General features: G+C 68.2%; 22 protein-coding genes and 1 tRNA gene. 16 read left to right on the top strand and 7 right to left on the bottom strand.

Annotated elements, in window-relative coordinates:
- Positions 1–18: 18 nt before the first annotated feature.
- Positions 19–564, top strand: a complete 546-nt coding sequence (locus DEIPH_RS07860) for an endonuclease dU (protein ID WP_034356834.1) — start codon at positions 19–21, stop codon at positions 562–564.
- A gap of 172 nt (positions 565–736) precedes the next feature.
- Here the strand turns inward: DEIPH_RS07860 and DEIPH_RS07855 are convergent, their stop codons facing one another.
- The 3 genes from DEIPH_RS07855 to DEIPH_RS07845 all read right to left on the bottom strand — a co-directional run bounded on the left by DEIPH_RS07855 (position 737) and on the right by DEIPH_RS07845 (position 3,451).
- Complete coding sequence (locus DEIPH_RS07855) at positions 737–1,834, bottom strand: M48 family metallopeptidase (protein ID WP_051517236.1); 1,098 nt, start codon at positions 1,832–1,834, stop codon at positions 737–739.
- Positions 1,835–1,877: 43 nt separating this feature from the next.
- Positions 1,878–3,026 (bottom strand): YjgN family protein, encoded by a 1,149-nt coding sequence (locus DEIPH_RS07850; protein WP_034356450.1) that lies wholly within the window; start codon positions 3,024–3,026, stop codon positions 1,878–1,880.
- A gap of 149 nt (positions 3,027–3,175) precedes the next feature.
- On the bottom strand, positions 3,176–3,451 hold the full coding sequence (locus DEIPH_RS07845) for a cold-shock protein (protein ID WP_034356447.1): 276 nt from the start codon (positions 3,449–3,451) through the stop codon (positions 3,176–3,178).
- A gap of 168 nt (positions 3,452–3,619) precedes the next feature.
- Between DEIPH_RS07845 and DEIPH_RS07840 the strand changes: the two genes are divergently transcribed.
- From DEIPH_RS07840 to DEIPH_RS07830, 3 genes are read left to right on the top strand one after another with little or no spacing between them, the layout of a single operon-like run.
- Positions 3,620–4,087, top strand: a complete 468-nt coding sequence (locus tag DEIPH_RS07840; RefSeq protein ID WP_034356444.1) for an NUDIX hydrolase — start codon at positions 3,620–3,622, stop codon at positions 4,085–4,087.
- A 20-nt stretch (positions 4,088–4,107) separates the two neighbouring features.
- Positions 4,108–4,647 carry a gamma carbonic anhydrase family protein gene (locus tag DEIPH_RS07835; protein ID WP_051517235.1) on the top strand — a complete coding sequence of 180 codons (540 nt, stop codon included), beginning with the start codon at positions 4,108–4,110 and terminating at the stop codon, positions 4,645–4,647.
- Entirely contained in the window at positions 4,644–5,510 is an 867-nt protein-coding gene (locus DEIPH_RS07830; RefSeq protein WP_034356437.1) for a hypothetical protein, read from the top strand. Before DEIPH_RS07835 ends, DEIPH_RS07830 begins: the two co-directional genes overlap by 4 nt.
- Positions 5,511–5,557: 47 nt before the next feature.
- Here the strand turns inward: DEIPH_RS07830 and ispH are convergent, their stop codons facing one another.
- From ispH to DEIPH_RS07815, 3 genes are all read right to left on the bottom strand, one after another.
- Positions 5,558–6,553, bottom strand: coding sequence for a 4-hydroxy-3-methylbut-2-enyl diphosphate reductase (gene ispH / locus DEIPH_RS07825; RefSeq protein ID WP_034356434.1), 996 nt, complete (start codon positions 6,551–6,553; stop codon positions 5,558–5,560).
- A gap of 281 nt (positions 6,554–6,834) precedes the next feature.
- Positions 6,835–8,319, bottom strand: coding sequence for a phospholipase D-like domain-containing protein (locus DEIPH_RS07820; RefSeq protein ID WP_034356432.1), 1,485 nt, complete (start codon positions 8,317–8,319; stop codon positions 6,835–6,837).
- 68 nt (positions 8,320–8,387) lie between these two features.
- Positions 8,388–10,061 (bottom strand): glycerol-3-phosphate acyltransferase, encoded by a 1,674-nt coding sequence (locus DEIPH_RS07815; protein WP_034356429.1) that lies wholly within the window; start codon positions 10,059–10,061, stop codon positions 8,388–8,390.
- A gap of 83 nt (positions 10,062–10,144) precedes the next feature.
- Between DEIPH_RS07815 and DEIPH_RS07810 the strand changes: the two genes are divergently transcribed.
- Together DEIPH_RS07810 and DEIPH_RS07805 are read left to right on the top strand one after the other, a co-directional pair.
- Positions 10,145–10,588, top strand: a complete 444-nt coding sequence (locus tag DEIPH_RS07810; protein ID WP_235183195.1) for a hypothetical protein — start codon at positions 10,145–10,147, stop codon at positions 10,586–10,588.
- Complete coding sequence (locus DEIPH_RS07805; RefSeq protein ID WP_034356424.1) at positions 10,585–10,926, top strand: RNHCP domain-containing protein; 342 nt, start codon at positions 10,585–10,587, stop codon at positions 10,924–10,926. Before DEIPH_RS07810 ends, DEIPH_RS07805 begins: the two co-directional genes overlap by 4 nt.
- Positions 10,927–11,119: 193 nt before the next feature.
- On the opposite strand, the gene DEIPH_RS07800 is transcribed toward DEIPH_RS07805, so the two are convergent.
- Positions 11,120–11,899, bottom strand: a complete 780-nt coding sequence (locus DEIPH_RS07800; RefSeq protein WP_034356422.1) for a substrate-binding periplasmic protein — start codon at positions 11,897–11,899, stop codon at positions 11,120–11,122.
- 196 nt (positions 11,900–12,095) lie between these two features.
- Here DEIPH_RS07800 and DEIPH_RS20400 point away from each other — a divergent pair, with 196 nt between their 5' ends.
- From DEIPH_RS20400 to DEIPH_RS07755, 10 genes are all read left to right on the top strand, one after another.
- On the top strand, positions 12,096–12,269 hold the full coding sequence (locus DEIPH_RS20400) for a hypothetical protein (protein ID WP_162833996.1): 174 nt from the start codon (positions 12,096–12,098) through the stop codon (positions 12,267–12,269).
- On the top strand, positions 12,266–13,186 hold the full coding sequence (locus tag DEIPH_RS07795) for an MBL fold metallo-hydrolase (RefSeq protein WP_034356420.1): 921 nt from the start codon (positions 12,266–12,268) through the stop codon (positions 13,184–13,186). Before DEIPH_RS20400 ends, DEIPH_RS07795 begins: the two co-directional genes overlap by 4 nt.
- Positions 13,186–14,439: a phosphoribosylamine--glycine ligase gene (gene purD / locus DEIPH_RS07790; protein WP_034356418.1), complete on the top strand. Its 1,254-nt coding sequence runs from the start codon at positions 13,186–13,188 to the stop codon at positions 14,437–14,439. Before DEIPH_RS07795 ends, purD begins: the two co-directional genes overlap by 1 nt.
- Positions 14,440–14,520: 81 nt before the next feature.
- A tRNA-Leu gene (locus tag DEIPH_RS07785) sits at positions 14,521–14,603 on the top strand.
- Positions 14,604–14,618: 15 nt separating this feature from the next.
- Positions 14,619–14,843: a preprotein translocase subunit SecG gene (secG, locus tag DEIPH_RS07780; protein ID WP_011530477.1), complete on the top strand. Its 225-nt coding sequence runs from the start codon at positions 14,619–14,621 to the stop codon at positions 14,841–14,843.
- 311 nt (positions 14,844–15,154) lie between these two features.
- Positions 15,155–16,939, top strand: a complete 1,785-nt coding sequence (locus DEIPH_RS07775) for an ABC transporter substrate-binding protein (RefSeq protein ID WP_034356415.1) — start codon at positions 15,155–15,157, stop codon at positions 16,937–16,939.
- Between the two features lie 83 nt (positions 16,940–17,022).
- Positions 17,023–18,006, top strand: a complete 984-nt coding sequence (locus tag DEIPH_RS07770; protein ID WP_161636047.1) for an ABC transporter permease — start codon at positions 17,023–17,025, stop codon at positions 18,004–18,006.
- Positions 18,007–18,024: 18 nt separating this feature from the next.
- The gene (locus DEIPH_RS07765; protein ID WP_034356408.1) at positions 18,025–19,161 is read left to right on the top strand and encodes an ABC transporter permease; all 1,137 of its coding nucleotides are present in this window, start codon (positions 18,025–18,027) and stop codon (positions 19,159–19,161) included.
- A gap of 91 nt (positions 19,162–19,252) precedes the next feature.
- Positions 19,253–20,299 carry an ABC transporter ATP-binding protein gene (locus DEIPH_RS07760; RefSeq protein WP_034356406.1) on the top strand — a complete coding sequence of 349 codons (1,047 nt, stop codon included), beginning with the start codon at positions 19,253–19,255 and terminating at the stop codon, positions 20,297–20,299.
- Entirely contained in the window at positions 20,296–21,324 is a 1,029-nt protein-coding gene (locus DEIPH_RS07755; RefSeq protein WP_034356404.1) for an ABC transporter ATP-binding protein, read from the top strand. Before DEIPH_RS07760 ends, DEIPH_RS07755 begins: the two co-directional genes overlap by 4 nt.
- Positions 21,325–21,405: the final 81 nt, after the last annotated feature.

Genomic DNA, 21,405 nt, shown 5'->3' with positions numbered 1-21,405 from the left:
GGCCCCTTCTCCCACGCCATCGGCTTCGACGACGCGCCCTTCGCCCGCGAGGACCGGGGCAATGTGCGGGTGTTCGGCACCGTCTATGCGCGCACCACCCTGCACGCGGTGGTCAGCGGGCGGGTGCGGCGCGACGGGCGCAACAGCACGCCGGAACTCGCCCGGCTGGTGGGGGAGAGCGGCGCGCGGGAACACCTGCACCTGATTCTGCTTCAGGGGGTGGCGCTCGCGGGCTTCAACGTGGTGGACGCGCCTGCCCTGGGTGCGCTCACCGGCCTGCCCGTCCTGATCGTGGCCCGCCGCCCACCGGACTTTGAACGCATCCGCGCGGCCCTCCTGACCCGGGTGCCGGGCGGGGCCAGGAAGTGGTGGTTGATCGCGGCGCTGGGGCCGATGGAACCTTGCCGGGGCGTCTGGGTGCAGCGCGTGGGCCTGAGCCTGGGAGAGGCGGAAACGGCCCTCGCCGCCCTCACGGTGACGGGCCGCATTCCCGAAGCCCTGCGGGCCACCCACCTGATCGCGGGGGGCGTCACGCGGGGGAGCAGCCGGGGCGGGCGGGTGTAAGACGAACGCCGACTGAATCGTTGACGGCGTGATTCCACCCGAGCGGGAGGAGCAGCGTCCTCATGGGCGTCTGTTCGCGACGACGCGAGAAGGAGAACAGACGGGTTCCGGGAGCTGGATTGACTTCCGGCACTGTTCCGGAAGGAAAGGAATCAGACGGAATCCGTCTGATTCAGCGCCCCCGCGCCTCGATGTCCCGCAGGTGCCGCAGGCGCTGGGCGGTACCGGGATGCGTCTGGAGCAGGTCCTCGGTGCGGCTGCCGCCCCGCACGCTGCTTTCGTCGGCGTTCCGGTCCTCCCGGTCCAGCCGGGCGAGAATGTCGCGCAGGGGCCGGGTCGTGCCGTATGTCCCCATCAGGTAACGGCCCGCGCCCTCGTCGGCCTGCGTCTCGGCGGCCCTGGAGTAGCCGTTACGCAGCAGGGCGGCGGGCACGGCGGCGGCAAAGGTTCCGGCGCTGATCAGGTCACCCGTCACGGCCACCGAGAGCAGCGTCAGCCCCAGGCCCTGGTACACCCCAGCCAGCCCGTGCCGGTGCGTGACATGCCCCGTTTCGTGCGCCAGGACGCCCAGCAGTTCGCGGTCACTGCGCGCCAGGGCCACCAGTTGGTCAGTCATCACGACCGTGCCGTTGGGCAGGGCAAAGGCGTTGGCCCCCAGTTGAAAGGGCGCGTCCTCCGGTGCGCCGTCCCGCAGCAGCAGGCGGTAGGGATAGCCGCCGCCTGCCCAGGCCGTCACGCGCCGGAACTCGGTCTGGAGCTGTGCCTGACGCGCGGCGCTGAGCCGGCTGGAACCGAGATAACCGCCGTCTTCCAGAAACTGGACCGTTTCCCGGTCGAAGGTGGCCAGGACGCTGCGCGGGGTGGCCTTTGCGGCCCCCCGGGCCAGCGCCGGAATCCCGTACGCCACGAAGCCCCAGGCCAGGGCCAGGGTCAGGGCCAGCGCACCCAGGGCGGTCCACCAGCGGGTTTCCAGGCGGCGCACCTGGCCCAGCGCGCGGTTGCGGCCCGTGCGGGCTTCCAGCGCCGTCACGCTGGCGTCGTCCGCCGTCTCGAAGCGCGAGCCGTCGGGAAACTTCAGGACGCGCCGCACGCCGGGCACGGGCGGGTCGATACGGAGCTGCGTGACGGCCCAGCGGGTTTCCAGCCCGCCGTCCACCCGCAACTGCGCCTCGCCTGCGGACACGGTCAGGGTGGCGGCGCGGTCGCGGCTGGTCCGTCCGTCGAAGAACACACCGGACAGCGAGAGGGGGTCAGGGGCAGGCAGCGTCACAGGGCACCTCGGGGGTCGGGGCGGGACAGGCCGGGCAGGGGCATCAGAAGCCGAGGTTGATGTCGAGCAGTTCGGTGGCGGCCTCTCCCAGCGCGCTCTCCGACGGGGCGGCGTCGGCGGCGAAGTCGTCCAGGCTGGCGATGGCGCGGACCTGTACCCCCTGCACGACGTAGCGGGCGCGGCGCACGGCCGCCCAGGGCGTGGCGAGGCCCAGCGTGAGCGCCTGCACCAGCGCGTTCGACACGCCGATCCACACCAGCCGCCACGGGCTGAAGGTCGCGCCGGTGCGGACCACGCCGCCCACCTCCACCCGGTTCAGCACAGAGCGCAGCGTGGCGGCGCGCACGTACTGCCACGCGACGGCGTACAGGGCCAGGAGGGCGAGGTAGGCACCGACCAGCCCGGCCACCAGTCCGGGGGTGAACGTTTCCCCGCCCGCTTCCGGAAAGTTCGCCCCTCCCAGCAGGAAAAAGAGCGCGATCAGGGGAAGGGCCAGCAGCACCCCGCCCCCGATCCCGACCGCCAGCCCGGTCAGCCCGATCACGTAGAAGTCGCCCACATCCCCCCGAAAGGTCGCGTGGGCGTTGCCGTACGCGGCGTTCTGCACCTGATAGCGCCTCTGCATGAACCAGGCCCAGGGCAAGGCCAGCCCGCCCGTCAGCCCCGCCGCGACGTTCGCCAGCCCGTAGGCCAGATACGCCCCGCCCGCCTTTCCGTGATGCCGGAACCGCAGGCCCCGGTAGGTGGTACTCGCGGCCACGAAGCGCAGCGACTTCATCACCAGCCAGGGATACAGCCCGAAAAACAGCACGGCGATCAGGCCCGCGATCCACAGGGTCGAGTCGAAGTTCGCCGTCACCGAGTACGCCAGGAAAAAGGCCCCCACGATCAGGTACCCGCGCAGCAGGGCGACCGGGCTGGCGGTGTACTCGAAGTTCTGCCCGTCCAGCCAGGTGTGTCCGTAGAAGTACTGCCGCTGCCGCACCCGCGCCCACGGCAGGTAAAGGCCCAGCGTCACGATGCTCAGCGCCGTATTCACGATCCAGATGCGGAAATACTCGCCCGCCTGCCCGGTAAAGGCCAGCGGGTAGGTCGTGACCACGGGCAACTCGGAGACGGCCTGTGCCCCTCCCGCAGGGGCCAGGGGCCGGTCGTGTCGGCCCGGTGGGGCGGGAGGCGGCGCGTCGGTCATGCAGGCATCCTACGGGGCGGACGGGGGCTGCGGGGCCGCACCTGCCCACACACCCCGGGAAGACGGCAGCAGAAGGGGCGAACACCCGCTGGCGTTCACCCCTGGAAGTTCAGATGACCGGGTTCAGGTCCCCGGGTGTGGGTCCGGCCTTACCAGCGGCTCCCGCCGCCCCGGTTTCCGCCGTCCATGTTGCTCCCGCCCATCGGGGCAGGCGCGGCGTTCGTGACGACCACGTTCTTGGCCTGGGGGCCTTTGTTGCCCTGACCGGCCTCGACCTCGAACTCGACCTCATCGCCCTCGTTCAGCTTGCGGAAGCCGCCGCTCTGGATGGCGCTGTAGTGTACGAACACGTCAGGGTTGCCGGGGTGTTCGATAAACCCGTAGCCCTTCTCGACGTTAAACCACTTTACCCGACCTTGAGCCATAACTCTCCTTGCATCTCAATATCTGGAACCCGGTTTTCGGCCCTCTGAGCCGAAACCTCTTGATGGGGGATTTGAGACGTGTGCAGTATCGCATGTCCGCCCGGGGGAGATGCACCCGAATCGGGAAATGGTGAAGGCCGCCGGGGCCGGGGCACGTATACTCCCGGCATGGCTTCTCCCGCTTCTTCCCGTGAGGCCTCTGCCGGCGCGGCTTCTTCCGCCGCCCCCACACCCGGCGCGGGCGGCGTCGTCCTGGATGCTGCCGGGCAGGTCCTGCTGGTCCGCTACCGCAGCGGCGCGTGGGCTTTTCCCAAGGGCCACGTCGAGGTGGGCGAGACGTTCGCCCAGACCGCCGTGCGCGAGGTCCACGAGGAAACCGGCGTCACGGCGACGCCCCTCGCGCCCCTGCCGGACACCCGCTACACCAACGACCGGGGCGAGGCCCGCGTCATCCACTGGTTTGTCATGCGGGCCGCGCCCACTGACCCGGTGGCCGCCCCGACCGCCCTGGAAGACACCTTCGCGGAGGGCGGCTTCTTTCCGGCGGAGCAGGCGGCAGGCATGTTAACGTATCCCGAAGACCAACAACTGCTGCGCGCCGCGCTGGCTCTCACGTCTGGCGTGAACAGCCGGTGAGGGCCGCACCCGGAGGCCCCATGCCCCTGTACGCCCTCGACGGAGTTTGCCCGGAGATTCACCCCACCGCCTTTCTCGCGCCCAGCGCCGACCTGACCGGGCGCGTCTCGGTCGGTGAGGCGGCCAGCGTGTGGTTCGGGGCAGCGGCGCGCGGCGACATCGAGGCCATTACCATCGGCCCGCGCTGCAACGTGCAGGACGGCGCCGTGCTGCACAGCGACCCCGGCTTTCCCTGCACCCTGGAGGCGGACGTGACGGTCGGCCACCGCGCCGTCGTCCACGGCGCGTCCTGCGGCCCCGGCAGCCTGGTCGGCATGGGGGCCATCATGCTCAACGGTTCTCGCCTGGGTGCGGGCGCGGTGCTGGCGGCCGGGGCACTCCTGCGCGAGGGCCAGCAGGTTCCCGACGGCATGCTCGCGGTGGGCGTACCTGCCCGCGTGGTGCGGGAGGTCGAGCCTCCGGCCAACGCCGCCCGCTACGTGGAACAGGCCGCCCGCTACCGCCGCAGTCTCGTGCGGGTGGAAGACGGCACGGTGGCCGATCCCCGGAGTACCCCATGACGCCCCCGGGGGAGGGGCCGCGCGGTGACGGCCTGCGCGGAGAGGGGCTGAGGGGGAGCGACCCGCCCCCGCCCAGCCAGCCCCCCGCAGCCGGCGAGGAACTGGTCCCGGAGCTTGCCCCCATGTTCCCGGGGGCGGCCCCATTCCTGGCGCGGTTCCTGCCGCATTCGCCGCCCACCCACACGGGCCTGAGTGTGCAGTTCTGCGATCTGCACGCCCTGTTGCGCCACCTGCACGAGCAGGGTTGGTTCGGCTACCTGCACGCCATGCTGGGCGACCAGCACGCGGTCGTGCTGCTGTTCGAGGGCCGGGCCGTCACCGCCGCCGCCGTGAGCACCACCGGGGAACAGGCGCTGGGCGAGCTGCTGAATCTCTACGAGCAGGGGGCGGTCCTCAGCGCCCACCCGCTGCCCCCGACCCACGCGCACGTCCTGAGCGGCGTGGGCAGCCGGGCCTGGAAGTTCAACCTGACGGAAGACTTCACCGGCCTGCACGCCTGCCCGACCGGCGCCATCTTCTACGCGGGTGGCGAGGTCGTGGCGACCATGAATGTGGCCCTGCCCTACGAGGGGGCCTTTCCCGCCCCCCTGCGCCCGCAGACGCTGATTCTGCCCCGCAGCCTCGCGGGGTGGGCGCATCAGCCCTACACCCTGACGCTGCGTGGGCGCGACGCCCTGAACGCCATCACCGATGTTCACCGGGGCTTCCGCTTGCAGCACGGTGCGGTGGGCCTGGGCTTTTTGCGGGCACTCTGGGAAAAGCTCACGCCCGCCGAGTACGCCATGCGCGGTGATCTCGCCCTGCATGACCTCGAACCCCTGCTGGGCGAGTTTCTGAAAACCGGGCTGGTGCGCGGGGGCTAGGCCGGACAGAAAACCGGAACGGCCCTGACGGTTTCCCGCGCCCGCCCCTACTGCATCGTGCGCGGCAGCGCCTGCGTCGGCAGCAGTTTTTTCGGCTCGCGGAACTCGATGTTTTCCCACTCGCCTTCCTCGATCACGGCCAGGCCTGGATTCAGGCGGCGGAAGTGCGCCACCACATCCTGCACCAGATCGTCGGGGGTGCTGGCCGCGCTGGTGATGCCCAGCGCCTGGACCCCCGTCAGGTCGAGGTGTGCGAGGTCCTCAGCCGTTTCCAGCCGCTCGGCGCGGCCACACAGGTCCCGGGCCAGTTCCAGCAGCCGCATCCCGTTGCTGGAGTGCGTGCTGGTCAGGACCAGAAAGGCGTCCACCTGCGGGGCGATGGCTTTGACGGCGTCCTGGCGGTTTTTGGTGGCGTAGCAGAGGTCCTCGCTGGGGGGGACCACCAGCGCCGGAAAGCGGGCTTTCAGGATGTCCACCGTGCGCCGGGTGTCGTCCACGCTGAGGGTCGTCTGGGTCAGGACCACCACCCGTGCGGGGTCGGGCACCTCGACGGTGTGCGGATCGTGCAGGCCCGCGCCGCTCTTGCCCAGCACGCCCACCACGATCGTGTGTTCCGGAGCCTCGCCGCGCGTGCCGATCACTTCCTGATGCCGCGCGCTGTCTCCGATCAACAGGATGGTGTAGCCCTCGCGGGCGTACTTCTTGGCCTCGGTATGCACTTTGGTCACCAGCGGGCAGGTGGCGTCGATGGTGCTCAGACCCAGTGTCCGCGCCCGCTCGCGCACCGCAGGGCTGATGCCGTGGGCGCTGAAGACCACCGTCTCGCTGCCGTCCGGGAGCGCCGTGAGGTCGTCCAGGCTCTCGACGAACTGCACGCCGCCCTGCTGCTCCAGGCGCTCCACGACCGTGTGGTTGTGGACGATGGAGTGGTAGACCGTTACCGGCTTGTCCTCGGTCCGCGCGGCACGCTCGACCGCCTGGATCGCCATGACCACGCCCGCGCAGAAGCCGCGCGGCTTGGCGAGATGAATGCGTTCAACCATGTGAGGCTCCCGTCACGCCTCCAGTGTAGGCGGGCGGCCCTGGCCAGAGGGTGCGGGAAGTCCCGGAAGGGTGGCCGCCCAGGCTCAGGGCCTGTTTCAAAAGGGTCCTCATAGACGGCGAAGTGCACGGGGAAGTCGTGCCCGTTCCCCCCTCTGCCTCGCAGCTTTGCAAGTCCCAGCCTCCCCCGCCAGGGGGGACTCGCAGAGCTGCTTGCAGAGGAGTAAAAAGTGCGTATTCTCCAGCGAGATGAGGGCACCCGCCAAACTTTTGAAACACGCTCTCAGGGCGTGGGCCCCTCCACGTTCCGCATCCACCATTCCTGCGGCACCTCGCGGCTGTGGTGTGCCCAGAGGTCCTCGAAGCTCGCGCGCTGCTTGTCCACCGCTGCGGGGGCCGTCGTCGCCAGCATCGCCTCGTTCAGGCCCAGCGGTCCCCAGGCCGAGAAGTGCAGGTTCTGGCTTCCGGCCAGCACCACGCGCCCGTCCACCGTCATGGCCTTGGTGTGCATGTTGAAGGTCACGTAGCGGGCCTCGAACCGGTCCTCGATGCCGCGCCGCCGCGCCGCCAGCCGCATCAGGGCCACGCCGCTGCGGTTGGCCGCCCGGTCGGTGCCGTAGTCCACCATCAGCGCCCGGACCTTCACGCCGCGTTCCATCGCGCCCAGAATGGCGCGGAAGTACACCGGCCACCCGCTGACAGGGCAGTCGTCGGGGTTCAGGTAGGCATACCAGCAGTGCAAGCTGGGGCTGAAGTTCGCCTGCATCAGGTCGAGACTTTCGCGCGCGGCCCCGAACAGCGCCACCTGCGCGCGGTCCGCCTGGTCGAACCCGGGGCGGCGGTAGAGCAGGAAGGCCCGCGCCTGGCCGGCGGGCGTCAGCGTGCGGGCCAGCGGGGGATGGGTGGGCGTTTCCGGGGCGTTCAGGGTACAGGTGCTCATGACCGCCGTTGCCGCCGTCCCGGCCGGACAGGACACCTGCCGCGAGTGCCGCCACAGGTCGTCGAACACGGCGGCGCCGTCCTGGGCGACCGGCCCGCGCATCCGCAGCCCCAGGTCGTGCAGGTCCCGGCCGACCGGCACCGTTCCGGGCAGGTGCCAGTCGGTGTAGTTGTACCCGGCGACCGTCAGGTCCTGCCCGTCGATCACGTGCAGCTTGACGTGGCTGTGCGGGAAATACCCGTAGTTGGCGACTGCCAGATGCCAGCCCGCCCCGGCGTCGTTCAGCGGCACCCCCAGCCGCGTGAGGTCCCGCACGAGTTCCAGCGCCTGCGTGCCGCCGTCCCGGCGTTTCAGGTCGGGAAAGCCGCCCAGCGACACGCGCACCGTCATCCCCTGCGGATAGGCGGCCGGGTTCGCCCGCACCTTCGCGTACAGGTCGCGGACCGCCTGCGCGAACGTCCACCCCGGATGCCCCTCGCCCGCGTGCCACTCCATACTGGCGAGCAGGACTTCCGCGCGGGCCTCCCGTACCTGCCCCGCCGTCACGTCAAAGGCGTCCGGGTGTCCGGGTGTGGCCGGGGTCCGCAGAAAGCCCACGAAGGCGTTCTCGCATGAATGGTCGGGGCGTCCGCCCTCCGTGGTGACGCGCCACAGCGCGAGTTCGAGGGGGTCTTGCGGCGCGGCGCAGCTCAGCGCGGCCGGATTCAGGGGCGCGGCGGGCAGCAGGGGACCCAGCCCCACCGGAAACTCTGCCGCGCCGCTCACCCCGGAGAGGGTGAGGGCCGCCAGCAGCAGGGGACGGACGGGAAAGGGAGGGAGGCGGGCCATCGCCCCGGCAAGATACGCCCCTCTCTCTCGGGAGAAGGGTGAGGTTTCTGACGGGGCGTGAAGGGTTCTCAGTCCACCACCGTGAAGCCCAGCCGGTCGGCCTGCTCCACGAAGAAATTGATGTTCTCGGTCAGGGTCTGCGGCCCCAGGCTCTTGCGGTCATGTTCGCCGGTCGCCGCGATGATCAGCGTCTCGGCCAGGCAGGCGGGCACCGCGCCCTCCCCGAACTGCAAGTCGATGTTGCTGGTCATGCCGCCGGGGGGCCGCACCACGCCGCCGGGAATCAGGCGCACGCCGGGCACCTCCCGCACGCTCTCGTCGGCGTCGGCGGGGCGGCCCTCGTCGAAGATCCACGCGCCAGGTTTGACGTGTTGCGGAAAGATCACGGGGTTGGGGTCGCTGGTGGCGCTGAAAATCAGGTCGGCTTCCCTGAGGGTGTCGTAACTGGTGGTGGTCACGATCTCGGTGTCCCGGGCAGCGCGGCGCAGGGTGGCGGCGCTGCGTTCCAGCCGCTCCAGGTCCCGCCCGATCATGATCACCTTGCCCACCTGCGGCGCGATGGTGCGCGCGATCCCGAAGGCCACCACGCCGTTCGCGCCGACAATGCCTGCGGTGGCCTGCTTCAGGTCGCGGCCGGTCTGCTGAAAGTGGTCCAGAATGCCGGGAATCGCCGCCTTGATGGTGCCGCTGGTGTACGCGCCGCCGTTGGTGATCGTGATGTCGGGCACCGCCGTCTGCACGTCCACGCCCTTGTTCCCCACCACGCTCCAGAAGGCCCCCAGACCGAAGACCTCCGCCCCCAGCTCCTGCGCAAGGCGCGCGCCCTCGATGGCCCGCCGGGTAGCGAGTTCCGGCTGGTCGCGGAATACGTCGGGCAGCAGCGGACTGCTCAGCAGGTAGCAGCGGATTTCCTTGCCTCCCGCCGTCTTGATGCCGTGCAGCTCGCCCACCTTCATGGGCCGCAGGTTCTCGGCCATCTGGCGCACGCTGGCCTCGCTGATCACGCCGCGCTCGACCAGCGGTTTCATCCAGGCGAAGCGGCGCGATTCCCAGAAGTTCTCCAGCGTCATCGGGTGGATCATGAAGGCGGCGACGACCTGATCGGCGCGTTTGCCCGCGACCGGCACGTCCTCCCCGAAGCGCGGCTCGGTGCGGTCGAGGATGCGCCCCAGGTTTTCCTTGAAGCGCCAGGTCGCCGCGATCAGCAGGCCCAGCGCCCCCAGCTTGGCCGGAATGCCCAGTGGCGAGAGCGCGACCAGGCCCGCGAAGACCAGCAGCCCGGCCAGCGTCGCCGCGCTCACGTAGCCCCAGAACCCTATGGCCGCCGCGTACACGACCACCGGCAGGACCGTCAGCCACAGGCTCAGGCCGCCTGCCACCGAAAGCCCGGCCAGCACGCCCAGAAGCACCAGATTGCCCCGCCCGCGCGGGGGTGTCTGCCCGTACAGGAAGCGGGGCGGGTTGAGGTGCCCCAGGTACGCGGCGAGCGCGGCCAGCACGCACAGTTCCGGCGAGCCGAGCGCCGAGGCCATCAGCACGGCCACGAAGCCCTTGGCAAAATCCAGCGCCGCGCTCGCGGCGGCCAGCCCCGGCCCGACGCGCCGCAGCACGTTCTCGACGCCCAGGTTATGCGCGTTGTTCACACGCGGGTCCACGCCCATGCGCGAAAGCAGCCAGTGCCCCAGCGGCAGGCTTCCCACCGCAAACGAGGCACCCAGGAGCAGCACGGACAGAAAGGCCATGAGCGGCATTCTAGCCGGGCCGCGCGCCCTTCCCGTGACCCCCGTCCTGGTCGCCCCCGCTCCACCTGTGCTGGAATGCGGGCGTGAGCCTCCCCACACGCGACCCGTCTCCCTTCGACCCCGCCCTGGCCGGGGCGGGCCGCACGCCCACCCTGGTGGTGCTGGCGGGCCTCTTTATGCTGGCGACCACGCCCTTTTTCGGGCACCTGCTTCAGGGGGACACCCGCAACCTCGCGCGGAACGTGCTGTATGCGGCGGCCACCGCCGTGCTGCTGGGGCAGGTCTGGCGCGGCAGCGTGTGGGCCTGGCGGCTGACGGTGGGCTTCAGCATGTTCGCGGGCCTGCTGGTGTTCGTGGTGGGGATGCTGGCGGGCGTCAGCAACTGGCAGGGCTGGATCGTGAGCCTCGCGGGTCTGGGCTTTTTGCTGCTGGGTACCTGTCTGGTGGCGGTGCCGAGTATCCGCGCCTTTCTGGACGCGCGCTGGGCGGCCCGCAGCGGGCAGCGCCAGCAGGGGAGGCGCACGTGACCGCGCGGCGCTTCACGGTGCAGGGCACCAACAACGCCTTTATCTGCGCCCACTGCGGCGCCTCCGTGCAGCCCCTCCAGAACGGCTCGGTGCGCAACCACTGCCCCGAGTGCCTCCATTCGCTGCATGTGGACGTGCAGCCCGGCGACCGCGCCAGCGACTGCCACGGCGTAATGGTCCCGGTCGGTGTCGAGCAGAGCGGCAAGAAAGGGTGGGTGATCCTCTACCGCTGCCAGAAGTGCGGCTTCACGGGCCGCAACAAGGCCGCCCTGGACGACCCGGTGCAGCCCGACAGCTGGGACGCCCTGGTGGCGCTGAGCAGCAGGCGGCGCGAGTAATACGAACTTAAGGTGAGTCGAAGACGAACCCGAGCGGAGCGAGAATAAGAGAATACTGGCTGGCGGCGATGGAAGAACATCCGGTGTTGTGCCCGGATGTTCTGGAATCAGAGCAAGTCGGTATAACGCAGCACGCAAGAGGGGAGGGCACCGGCACCTTCCGCCCGGCCCCTCCCCAGACCAGTACCTCTCCTCAGCTCGTGCAGCGCACGTCCTTGCCGAAGTGCTTGAGGCTGAGGCTGGCATAGCTGCCGCTCTGCATCAGTTTCGTGAGGCTGGCGTTCAGCGCGAGGCGCGTGCTGGCGTTGTCCTCACGCACCATCATGCCGATCGGCACGCTCCACAGCTCCGGCCCGAAGGACAGGGGAGCCTTGGGCAACATCTTCTTGATGGCGGGCTGCATGACGGTGTAGGCGAAGGTGGCGTCCACGCCGCGCGAGATCACGGCAAAGATCACGTCGTTGACGGTCGGGTAGACGTTCACCTTCTTCTCGAAAGGCAGCTTCTGCACGTAGGCCTGCATGATCGACCCCGCGCTCACGGCGATGGTCTTGCCGACCAGATCGGTGTGTTTCTGGAGGCCGGGGTTCATGGACGCCACCGAGACGCCCGCGCACGCGGTCGGCACCGTGAAATCCACCTTGTTCTCCCGCGTGCTGGTGATGCCCTGCGCGCCGACCGCCACGTCCACGCGGTCTTCCTGGAGCAGCCGGACGAACTGATCGCCCCGGGCGGTCTCGTAGCTCACGCGCACGCCCAGATCGCTGGCGACCGCTTCGAGCAGCTCCGGCTCGAAGCCGCTGTAGCGTCCGGCATTGACCACCGTGAAGGGGGGCATATCCCCCGTCGTCGCCACGCGCAGGACGCCGCTGGCCTTGATCTGGGCCAGGGTGCGGGCCTCGGCGTGGGGGGCGGCCAGCAGGGCGAGGAGGGCGGCCGTCAGGAAGGGGAGGGGGGGCAGGGAGGCATTCATGGTCACGTCCTTGGGATGGGGCGGGAAGGGGGGAACTTCGGGGCAACGCCAGTGCGGCGCGGCCAGGAGCAGAAAGAGGCTAGAAGGCCGGCCCTGTCAGAACCCTGACCGGGCTGGGGAGCGCCTGTGCATGGTGGCCCAGCCCCTCTGGACCGGACGCCCGCGCGGCCAGATGACCCCTGGTACACTCGGCGCTATGGGCCTGTGGCTGGTGGTGGCATTTATCGCGCTGAGCGCGACTCTTATTCTCGGGCTGACCTTCGGGCCGCTGCGGCCAGCGGCGAACGTGCGGGTGATCCGGGCCTTTGCGGCGGTGCAGTACGCGGCGGCGGCCCTGCTGGCGGGCGCGCGCCTGACGGGGAACGCGTGAGCGGCCCGCAGACCATCGACCTGAACTTTCAGGATGTGCCGGGCGTGATCGCGGCGCACGTGCTGGACACCGGGGACGGCCTGGCCATCGTGGACGTGGGACCGGGCAGCACCCTGCCCGCGCTGGAGGCAGGTCTGGCGGAGATGGGAGCCTCCCTCTCCGATGTGCGGCACGTGCTGCTGACCCATATTCACCTCGACCATGCGGGCGCGGCGGGCACCCTTCTGGACCGGGTGCCCCGGGCGCGCGCGTATGTCCACGAGCGCGGCGCGGCCCACCTGTCGCGGCCCGAGCGCCTGCTGGCGAGCGCGAGCCAGATTTACGGCGACCAGATGGAGCGCCTGTGGGGCGAGATGCGGCCCATCGACCCGGACCGCCTGAAGGTGCTGGAGGGCGGAGAGACGCTGAAGATCGGTCAGGCAGAGGTGTTGCCGCTCTACACACCGGGACACGCCGTCCACCACCTCGCCTACCACGTGGGGGACGATCTGTTCGTGGGCGACGTGGGCGGCGTTCGCCTGGACCCCCGCCAGACGCCCCGCGCGCCCACCCCGCCGCCCGACATCAACCTGCCCGCGTGGCGCGAGAGTATCGCTGCCCTGCGCGGCGTGGACGCCCGCACGCTCTACCTCGCGCACTTCGGCCATCATCCCCAGGAGGCGGCGCACTGGGACCGCCTGCTGACCACGCTGGAGCAGGACGCGGACCTCGTCCGTGGGGGCCTGGAAGCCGGGGAACCGCTGGAGGCCATCACCGAGCGCTACACCGCCGAACTGCTCGGCGGGTTGCGCCAGGAAGCCCCCGAACTGCCCGAACGCTACGAGTTCGCCTGCCCCCCCTGGATGAGCGTGCAGGGCCTGGTGCGCTACTGGCAGCGGGCCACCGCGCGCGGAACTGAAGCCAGGAGCCAGGGCTGATGCGCGTTCTGGTGGTGGGCGGCGGTGGCCGCGAACACGCCATCGTGGACGCCTGTGCCCGCATGGGCCACGAGGTCCTGTGTACGCCCGGCAATCCCGGCATCGCGGCCCAGGCGCGCGTGATCGGCGGCCCCCAGGACCCCGCTTCCGTCGCGGCCCTCGCGGCGCGTGAGCAGGTGGCGGTGGTGATCGTCGGTCCCGAGGCGTATCTCGCCGCCGGGCTGGTGGACGCTTGCCGCGAGCGGGGGGTGCCCGCCTTCGGCCCTGGCCGCGCCGCCGCCCGTCTGGAGGGCGACAAGGCCTGGAGCAAGGCGTTCATGCACCGTCACGGGATCCCGACCGCCGCCCACCGCAGCTTCACGGTGCTGGAGGAGGCCCTGGCCCACGCCGCCGCGCAACCCCTGCCGCTGGTCGTGAAGGATGCCGGCCTGCGCGCCGGAAAGGGCGTGACCATCGCCCGGACCCACTCAGAGGCGGAGGACGCCCTGGGCGACATCTTCACGCAGGAGGGCGCCCAGGCCGTGCTGGAGGAGTTCATGACCGGCCAGGAAGTCACGGTCCTGGCCCTGACCGATGGCGACCGCTACGCGCTGACTCCCCCCAGCCAGGACCACAAGACCATCTTCGAGGGCGACACCGGTCCGATGACCGGCGGCATGGGCGTGATCTGCCCCTTTCCGCTGGCCGACACGGACCTGGACCGCATCCGCCGCGAGATCATCGAACCCACCCTCGCCGGAATGCGCGCCGAGGGGCACCCCTTCACCGGCGTCCTGTACGCGGGCCTGATGCTCACCCCGGCTGGCCCGAAAGTGGTGGAGTTCAACGCCCGCTTCGGCGATCCCGAGGCCGAGGCGGTGCTGCCCCTGCTGGCCTCCGACCTCGCCCAGCACGCCCTCGACGCGGCCAGTGGACACCTCGACCCGGCTGCGGTGCGCTTCCGCGAGGCGGCCAGCGCGGTCGTGATTCTGGCCGCCCCCGGCTACCCCGGCGAACCGCAGAAGGGCATTCCCCTGCGTCTTCCCGTCCCCCAGCGCGGTGAGGTGATCTACCACGCCGGGACCGCCGAGCGGGAGGGGCAATTGGTGAGCAGTGGGGGCCGGGTGCTGGCGGTCACCGCCGTGGCCCCCACCCTGAATGCCGCGCTGGGCCGCGCCTACGCCCTGGCAGAGCAGGTGGACTTTCCGGGGGCGCAATGGCGCCGGGACCTGGGGGGACGAATCGGTGCGCGTCCTGATCCCCTTCCCGTTTGATCCGGCCAGTTTGACCCCTGGACCCCCGGCGCGCTAGCATCCGCGTTGCCCCAGCCGGTTTTCCAGGTTGGCGGGGCGCGTGCCGGAGTGGCGGAATTGGTAGACGCACTCGACTCAAAATCGAGCGGGAAACCGTGCGGGTTCGAGTCCCGCCTTCGGCACCAGACAAGAGGTACACCATGATTCTGACGCTGTTCATCATTCTGTTTGCCCTCGTCTGCGTGGGCCTCGTGTTCTTCGTGCTGCTGCAAGTGCCCAAGCAGGCCGGTCTGTCGGCCAGCATGGCGTCCGGTGGCTCCCTGCTGGGCGGGCGCGGTGTGGAGGGCGGCCTGATTCGCGTGACCAGCGTACTGGGCGGCCTGTTCATGCTGCTGGCCCTGCTGATCAGCTTCGTTTCCCACTGACCGCTTCAGGCGTTCACGAGTCGCTTTGCCCTGCAAGGCGACTTTTTTCATGCAGCTTTTCATGCATCTGTCCGGCCTGCTGGGCCTCTCCATCCCCTTGCCGCCGCTCCGGAAACTCGCTGTCGAACACGTTTTTTCCTGATCAACCTGTGACCGAAGTGTGATGACTTATGCACCATAGTGGGGGCTGTACTTGACCTCACGCAAATGTTGTCCTTATATTGGCCGCGCTGGAACCCCCCAAATAGCCCGTTTGGACCGCCCCCTGGCCTGTGCCCGGGTGCGCTGAATTTCCAGATCAGGAGGAAGTCATGAAAAAAGCCCTGTTCGTTGCAATGGCGATGACGCTCGGCAGCAGCCTGGCCGCGCCCTTCGTGTACCCCGCGAGCTGGACCACCAACAAGCCCAGCGAGGTTCAGACGGGCGGCACGCTCCGCACCGTGAACCTCCAGGACTTCAAGACCCTCAACCCCTTCGTCAGCTCGGAAAGCCCCAACCTGCCCGACAGCCTGACGGCGGGCAGCTTCCTGACGCAGGACCCGGTCACCGACGAGTTCATCCCCTACATGGCGGAGAAGTACACCCAGTCGGCGGACAAGCGCACCTTCACCTTCACCATCCGCAAGGGCATGAAGTGGAGCGACGGCAAGCCGATCACGGCGGACGACTGGATCACCAGCTACACCATCCACAGTGACAAGAACGTCGGCAGCAACATCTACGACTACATGTCCATCAACAACCAGCCCATCAAGGTCACCAAGGTGGACGCCGACACCGTGCGCGTCGTGTTCCCCAAGGCCGATGTGACGGCGCTGGAATGGGTCAGCGGCATCCTCTACCCGGAGCCGACCCACGTGTTCATGCCGGTCTACAAGAGCAAGGGCGCGGACGGCATCAAGAACATGTGGACCATCAGCACGGATCCCAAGGACATCGTGACGAGCGGCAGCTTCATGCTCGACCGGTACCAGCGCGGTGAGCGGGCCATCCTGAAGAAGAACCCCTACTTCGGCGAGTGGAACAAGGACAGCGCCGGCAAGCCCCTGCCTTACCTCGACGGCGTGCAGATCAACATCGTGGCGGACGCCAACGCGCAGCTCACGCAGTTCCTGGCGGGCAACATCGACGTGTACTCCCCCGGCGACCGCGACAAGCTCGCCCAGGTGAAGGCCGCGATGGACGCCAAGAAGATCAATGGCGTGCTGATCCCCAACGCCAGCGCCCGCGCCAGCAGCGACTTCGTCGTCTTCAACCTGGACGACAGCGCCACCTACAAGACCAAGCTGTTCAGCAACCCCAAGTTCCGTCAGGCGTTCAGCATGATCGTGAACCGCGACGCGATGGTGGACCTGACGCTCGGCGGCCTGGGCGCGCCCACCTACACCGGCGTGTACCCCGTCTACAAGGACTGGGTCGCCAGCGGCGTGGACAAGTACAAGTTCAACCCGGCGGGCGCGATCAAGCTGCTGAATGAACTCGGCTTCACCAAGAAGGGGCCGGACGGCGTCCTGGTCGACAAGAACGGCAACAAGCTGGAGTTCACGCTGATCACCAACGCGGAGAACACCCGCCGCCAGGGCTTCGCCAAGATCATCCAGGACGAGGCCAAGAAGATCGGCATGAAGGTCAACACCAGCTTCATCGCCTTCAACCAGATGACCACCATGCTCGACGCGAAGGACAACTTCGGTCGCCGCAACTTCGACGCGATCCTGATCGGTCTGACCGGCGGCGGCAAGGTCTTCCCGGTGAGCGGCCCCAGCGTCATCGAGTGCAGCGGCCTGGGCGAGGGCGGCAACCTGCACATGTTCAACCAGAGCAACAAGTGCCGTTTCCCCTTCGAGACGCAGACCATCAACCTGTACTGGAAGGGCCGCGCCGAGTTCAACCTCGCCGCCCGCAAGGCGATCGCCAACCAGATGCAGAAGATCGAGGCCGAGCAGCAGCCCTACGTTCAGCTCGCCGCGCAGACCGTCCACTTCGCCTGGACGGCCCGCACCCAGGGTGAGCTGCCGCGTGCAGCGGTCAACAGCCTGAACGCGAGCACCCTCTACGGGCCGCGCATCCTCGACCTGACCTGGATCAAGCGCTAAGGCAGACCCGCCAGCGCTGCGAGCTTCACACGTAGGGGCGCGGGGCCATAACGGCCCCGCGCCCTATGCTGAGCGAGGTATCCGTGCTTCCATACATTTTCCGCCGCATCTTGCAGTTCATCCCGACTTTCCTGCTGGCCACCCTGCTGGCGTTTTTCATCGTGCAACTCGCGCCGGGTGATTTTCTCTCGCAACTCAAGGAAAACCCCTCGGTGCGCCCCGAAACGGTCGAGCGTCTCCGTAAGGAATTCGGGCTGGACCAGCCCATCATCGTCCAGTACTTTTACTGGCTGAAGAACTTCGTGATGGGCAACCTGGGGCAGTCCTTCCAGTACAAGCGGCCCGTGAATGAAGTCCTTCCCGGACCGTTCATGAACAGTCTGATTCTGGTCATCATCGGCACGGTTCTGCACTTCGCCGTTTCGATTCCGGTGGGGGTCTACAGCGCCGTCCGGCCCTACAGCACGGCGGACAAGACCTTTACCTTCCTGTCGTACATCTTCCTGGGGATTCCCAGCTTCTTCTTCGCGCTGCTGGTGATCTGGGGCATGCTCAAACTCCAGCAGAACTTCGGCTGGGATATGCCCCTCGGCAACAAGACGAGCAGCAAGCTCCCGACGGATATTTCCTGGTGGCGTTCCGCCTGGGACGTCTTTATTCATGCGCTCGCGCCGACCATCATTCTGGTGCTGCGCGGCATCAGCAGCGAGAGCCGCTTTATTCGCGGGCAGCTGCTGGAGGTCCTGGGGCAGGATTACGTGCGGACCGCCCGTGCCAAGGGCGTGGCCGAGAACCAGGTGGTTTACAAGCACGCCCTCCGCACGGCCCTGATTCCCACGATTGCGGGGCTGGGCGGTCTGCTGCCCGCCTTGATCGGTGGGGCGGGCTTTATCGAGGTGGTCTTCAACTGGCCGGGGCTGACGCCGCTGCAACTCACGGCGCTGGGAAACCAGGACATCTACATCCTGCAAGCGGTGACGGCGGTGGCCACCCTGCTTTATCTGGTCGGCAACCTGCTTTCGGATGTGCTGCTGTCTGTCATCGACCCCAGGATTCGGTACCACTGAGATGCTGAAGGAGCAGCCGTGACCACCACTGTCCCCACCCCCGTCCGCAAGCCCCGCTCCCAGAGCCAGTGGAGCATCGTCTGGAGTCAGTTCAAGCGCAATCCCCTGGCGCGGGTCGGCCTGGGCCTGCTGGGCCTGCTGTATCTGATGGCGATTCTGGCGGGCTTTCTCGCGCCCTACGGTCTGACGGAGTACAGCACCACCGACCGCATCAGCTGGGCACCCCCGACGCCGATTCACTGGCGGGATGCCCAGGGCCACTTCGGGCCCTATGTCAACGGCATCAGGCGCGATATCGACATGGAAACCTTCCGCGACAAGTACGTCGAGGACACCTCGGTGACCTGCCCGGTGAAGTTCTTCCAGACGCACCCCGGGATGGAGGGGCGCACCTACCGCTTCCTGGGCTTTATTCCCACCAGCCTGAAGCTGTTCAGTGTGGACGCCCCCTGCAAGCTGTACCTGTGGGGGAGCGATTCCTACGGGCGTGACCAGTTTTCCCGCGTGATGTACGGGTCGCAGATCAGCCTCAGCATCGGCATCATCGCGTCGGTCCTGACCGTGATTCTCGGGCTGATCATGGGGGGCATCGCCGGGTATTTCCGGGGCCTGACCGATACCCTGATCATGCGTATGGTCGAAGTGCTCTCGGCCATCCCGGAGCTGTTCTTGCTGATTACGCTGCGCGCCCTGTTCCCCCTGAACGCCGATCCGATTCTGGTGTTTTACATCGTGATCGGCATTCTGGCCGTGATCGGCTGGGGAGGGCTGGCCCGCATCGTGCGCGGACAGATCCTGTCGTCGCGCGAGCAGGATTACGTGCAGGCCGCCACGGCGCTCGGTGCGTCCGATACCCGGATCATCGCCAAGCACCTGTTGCCCAACACCGCCACCTACATCATCATCTTCCTGTCGCTCGCCATTCCCGGCTTCATCCTGAGCGAGAGTGGCCTGAGCTTTATCGGCATCGGGATCGTGGAGCCTTACGCCTCCTGGGGCAGCCTGCTCAAGGTGGCGCAGGACGGCGGCTTCGAGAGTCTGGATGCCCGGCCCTGGACGCTGATTCCCGGTGTGTTTATCGTGCTGGCGGTGCTGGCCTGGCAGTTCGTCGGTGACGGCCTGCGTGACGCGTTCGACCCCCGCCGCCGCCGGTAACTTCGGCAGCGGTGCCCCACATGCCCGTGGGGCACCGCCCGACCTGTATGATGATGCGCGTGCCTGGCAACCAGTTGCAGATGGAGGAAAGATGACCCCTCAGGGTGAGGTTTTGCTGGCCGTCAACGGCCTGAAGACGTACTTCAACACCGACGACGGTGTGGTGAAAAGCGTGGACGGTGTGACCTTCCACATCAACAAGGGCGAGACGCTGGCGGTGGTGGGCGAATCGGGTTCGGGCAAGAGCGTGACCAGCCTCAGCATCATGCGCCTGATCCCGATGCCCCCCGGTCAGATCGTGGACGGCGAGATTCTGTTCACGGGCAAGGACGGCGTTCAGAAGAACATCGTCAAGCTCAGTGAAGCCGAGATGCGCAAGATTCGCGGCAACGACATCTCCATGATCTTCCAGGAACCGATGACCAGCCTCAACCCGGTCTATACGGTCGGTGACCAGATCGCCGAGGCGGTCATGCTCCACCAGGGCAAGAACAAGAAGGAAGCCATGGGGGTCGCGGCTGACATGCTGCGCTTCGTGGGCATTCCCGCGCCCGAAAAGCGTGTGAACGAGTACCCGCACCAGATGTCCGGCGGGATGCGCCAGCGCGTGATGATCGCGATGGCCCTCTCGTGCAACCCGGCCCTGTTGATCGCCGACGAGCCGACCACTGCGCTCGACGTGACCATTCAGGCGCAGATTCTGGACCTGATGCGTAAGCTCCAGCGCGACATCGGCATGAGCATCCTGTTCATCACCCACAACCTCGGCGTGGTGGCCGAGATGGCCGACCGCGTGGTCGTGATGTACGGCGGGCGCGTGGTCGAGGAAGGCGACGTGGTCGAGATTTTCAAAGCCCCCCGCCACCCCTACACCATGGGGCTGCTGAACTCGATTCCCCGCCCCGGCGAGCACGTTCACGTGCCCGGCCAGCCCAAGGGCCGCCTGGAAGCCATTCCCGGCAACGTGCCCAACCCGCTGAACCTGCCGCGCGGCTGCGCCTTCGAGCCGCGGTGCAAGTTCGCGGTGGAAGCCTGCCGTGAGGCCGTGCCGCCGCTGTTCGATACCGGCAATGGGCACATGGCCCGCTGCATCCGCTGGCAGGAATTCGAGCAGGTGCAGCAGGAGGTGACGGCATGACGACGATTGCGACGGTGGCCCCCGGGGCCGGGCAGCGCGTGGTCCCTGCCACGGGCGAGACGCTGCTGGACGTGCAGAACCTCGAGAAGTTCTTCCCGATCCGGGGCGGCCTGCTGTCCCGCGTGGTGGGCAACGTGAAGGCCGTCAACGACGTGTCGTTCAGCATCGGTCGCGGCGAGGTCGTCGGGCTGGTGGGCGAGTCGGGGTCGGGCAAGACCACGGCGGGCCGCGCGATTCTGCGCCTGATCGAGCCGACCGGCGGGCAGGTGCTCTTCAACGGCACCGACATCACCAAGCTCTCCAAGGGCCAGATGCGCGATTACCGCCGGGAGATGCAGATTATCTTCCAGGACCCCTTCGCTTCTCTCAACCCGCGCATGACAGTGGCCGACATCATCGGCGAGGCCATGCAGATTCACAACCTGAATCCGGGCAAGCAGCGCATCGACCGCATCGCGGAGCTGCTGGAGAAGGTGGGATTGCGCCCCGAGCATATGCGCCGCTACCCCCACGAGTTCTCGGGCGGTCAGCGTCAGCGCATCGGCATCGCGCGGGCGCTGGCGGTCAACCCCAGCTTCATCGTGGCCGATGAGCCGGTGTCGGCGCTGGACGTGTCCATTCAGGCGCAGGTGGTGAACCTGCTGCAAGACCTTCAGGAAGAACTGGGCCTGACGGTGCTGTTCATCGCGCACGACCTGGCGGTGGTCGAGTACATCTGCGACCGCATCATCGTGATGTACCTGGGCCGCGTGATGGAAATCGCCCCCAGCCGCGAGCTGAACAACAACCCCAAGCACCCCTACACCGAGGCGCTGCTCTCGGCGGCCCCGGTGCCCGACCCGACGGTCAAGCGTCAGCGCATCATTCTGGAAGGGGACATCCCCAGCCCGATCAATCCGCCCTCGGGCTGCGTGTTCCGCACCCGTTGCCGCTACGCCATCGATGACTGCGCCAAGATCGTCCCCGAGCTGCGTGAGGTGGCCCCCGGTCACTTCAAGGCCTGCATCCGCGACGACATTCTGTAAGCGGTCAGTGGTCAGAGGCCCCCTGCACCGTGCGGGGGGCCTTTTTGCTGGCCTTTTTCTGCTGAAAGCTGGCCGCTGACG

Source organism: Deinococcus phoenicis (assembly GCF_000599865.1).
Taxonomy (GTDB): domain Bacteria; phylum Deinococcota; class Deinococci; order Deinococcales; family Deinococcaceae; genus Deinococcus; species Deinococcus phoenicis.
Note: the sequence above shows the minus strand (reverse complement) of the source record. Positions and strands in the feature narration are given on the sequence as shown.

Bases quoted from the DNA above. Each gene is read 5' to 3' on its own strand.
- DEIPH_RS07850 (WP_034356450.1), bottom strand. From the start codon at position 3,026: ATGACCGACGCGCCGCCTCCCGCCCCACCGGGCCGACACGACCGGCCC.
- DEIPH_RS07845 (WP_034356447.1), bottom strand. From the start codon at position 3,451: ATGGCTCAAGGTCGGGTAAAGTGGTTTAACGTCGAGAAGGGCTACGGG.
- DEIPH_RS07840 (WP_034356444.1), top strand. From the start codon at position 3,620: ATGGCTTCTCCCGCTTCTTCCCGTGAGGCCTCTGCCGGCGCGGCTTCT.
- DEIPH_RS07835 (WP_051517235.1), top strand. From the start codon at position 4,108: ATGCCCCTGTACGCCCTCGACGGAGTTTGCCCGGAGATTCACCCCACC.
- DEIPH_RS07830 (WP_034356437.1), top strand. From the start codon at position 4,644: ATGACGCCCCCGGGGGAGGGGCCGCGCGGTGACGGCCTGCGCGGAGAG.
- ispH (WP_034356434.1), bottom strand. From the start codon at position 6,553: ATGGTTGAACGCATTCATCTCGCCAAGCCGCGCGGCTTCTGCGCGGGC.
- DEIPH_RS07820 (WP_034356432.1), bottom strand. From the start codon at position 8,319: ATGGCCCGCCTCCCTCCCTTTCCCGTCCGTCCCCTGCTGCTGGCGGCC.
- DEIPH_RS07815 (WP_034356429.1), bottom strand. From the start codon at position 10,061: ATGGCCTTTCTGTCCGTGCTGCTCCTGGGTGCCTCGTTTGCGGTGGGA.
- DEIPH_RS07800 (WP_034356422.1), bottom strand. From the start codon at position 11,899: ATGAATGCCTCCCTGCCCCCCCTCCCCTTCCTGACGGCCGCCCTCCTC.
- DEIPH_RS20400 (WP_162833996.1), top strand. From the start codon at position 12,096: ATGGGCCTGTGGCTGGTGGTGGCATTTATCGCGCTGAGCGCGACTCTT.
- purD (WP_034356418.1), top strand. From the start codon at position 13,186: ATGCGCGTTCTGGTGGTGGGCGGCGGTGGCCGCGAACACGCCATCGTG.
- secG (WP_011530477.1), top strand. From the start codon at position 14,619: ATGATTCTGACGCTGTTCATCATTCTGTTTGCCCTCGTCTGCGTGGGC.
- DEIPH_RS07775 (WP_034356415.1), top strand. From the start codon at position 15,155: ATGAAAAAAGCCCTGTTCGTTGCAATGGCGATGACGCTCGGCAGCAGC.
- DEIPH_RS07760 (WP_034356406.1), top strand. From the start codon at position 19,253: ATGACCCCTCAGGGTGAGGTTTTGCTGGCCGTCAACGGCCTGAAGACG.
- DEIPH_RS07755 (WP_034356404.1), top strand. From the start codon at position 20,296: ATGACGACGATTGCGACGGTGGCCCCCGGGGCCGGGCAGCGCGTGGTC.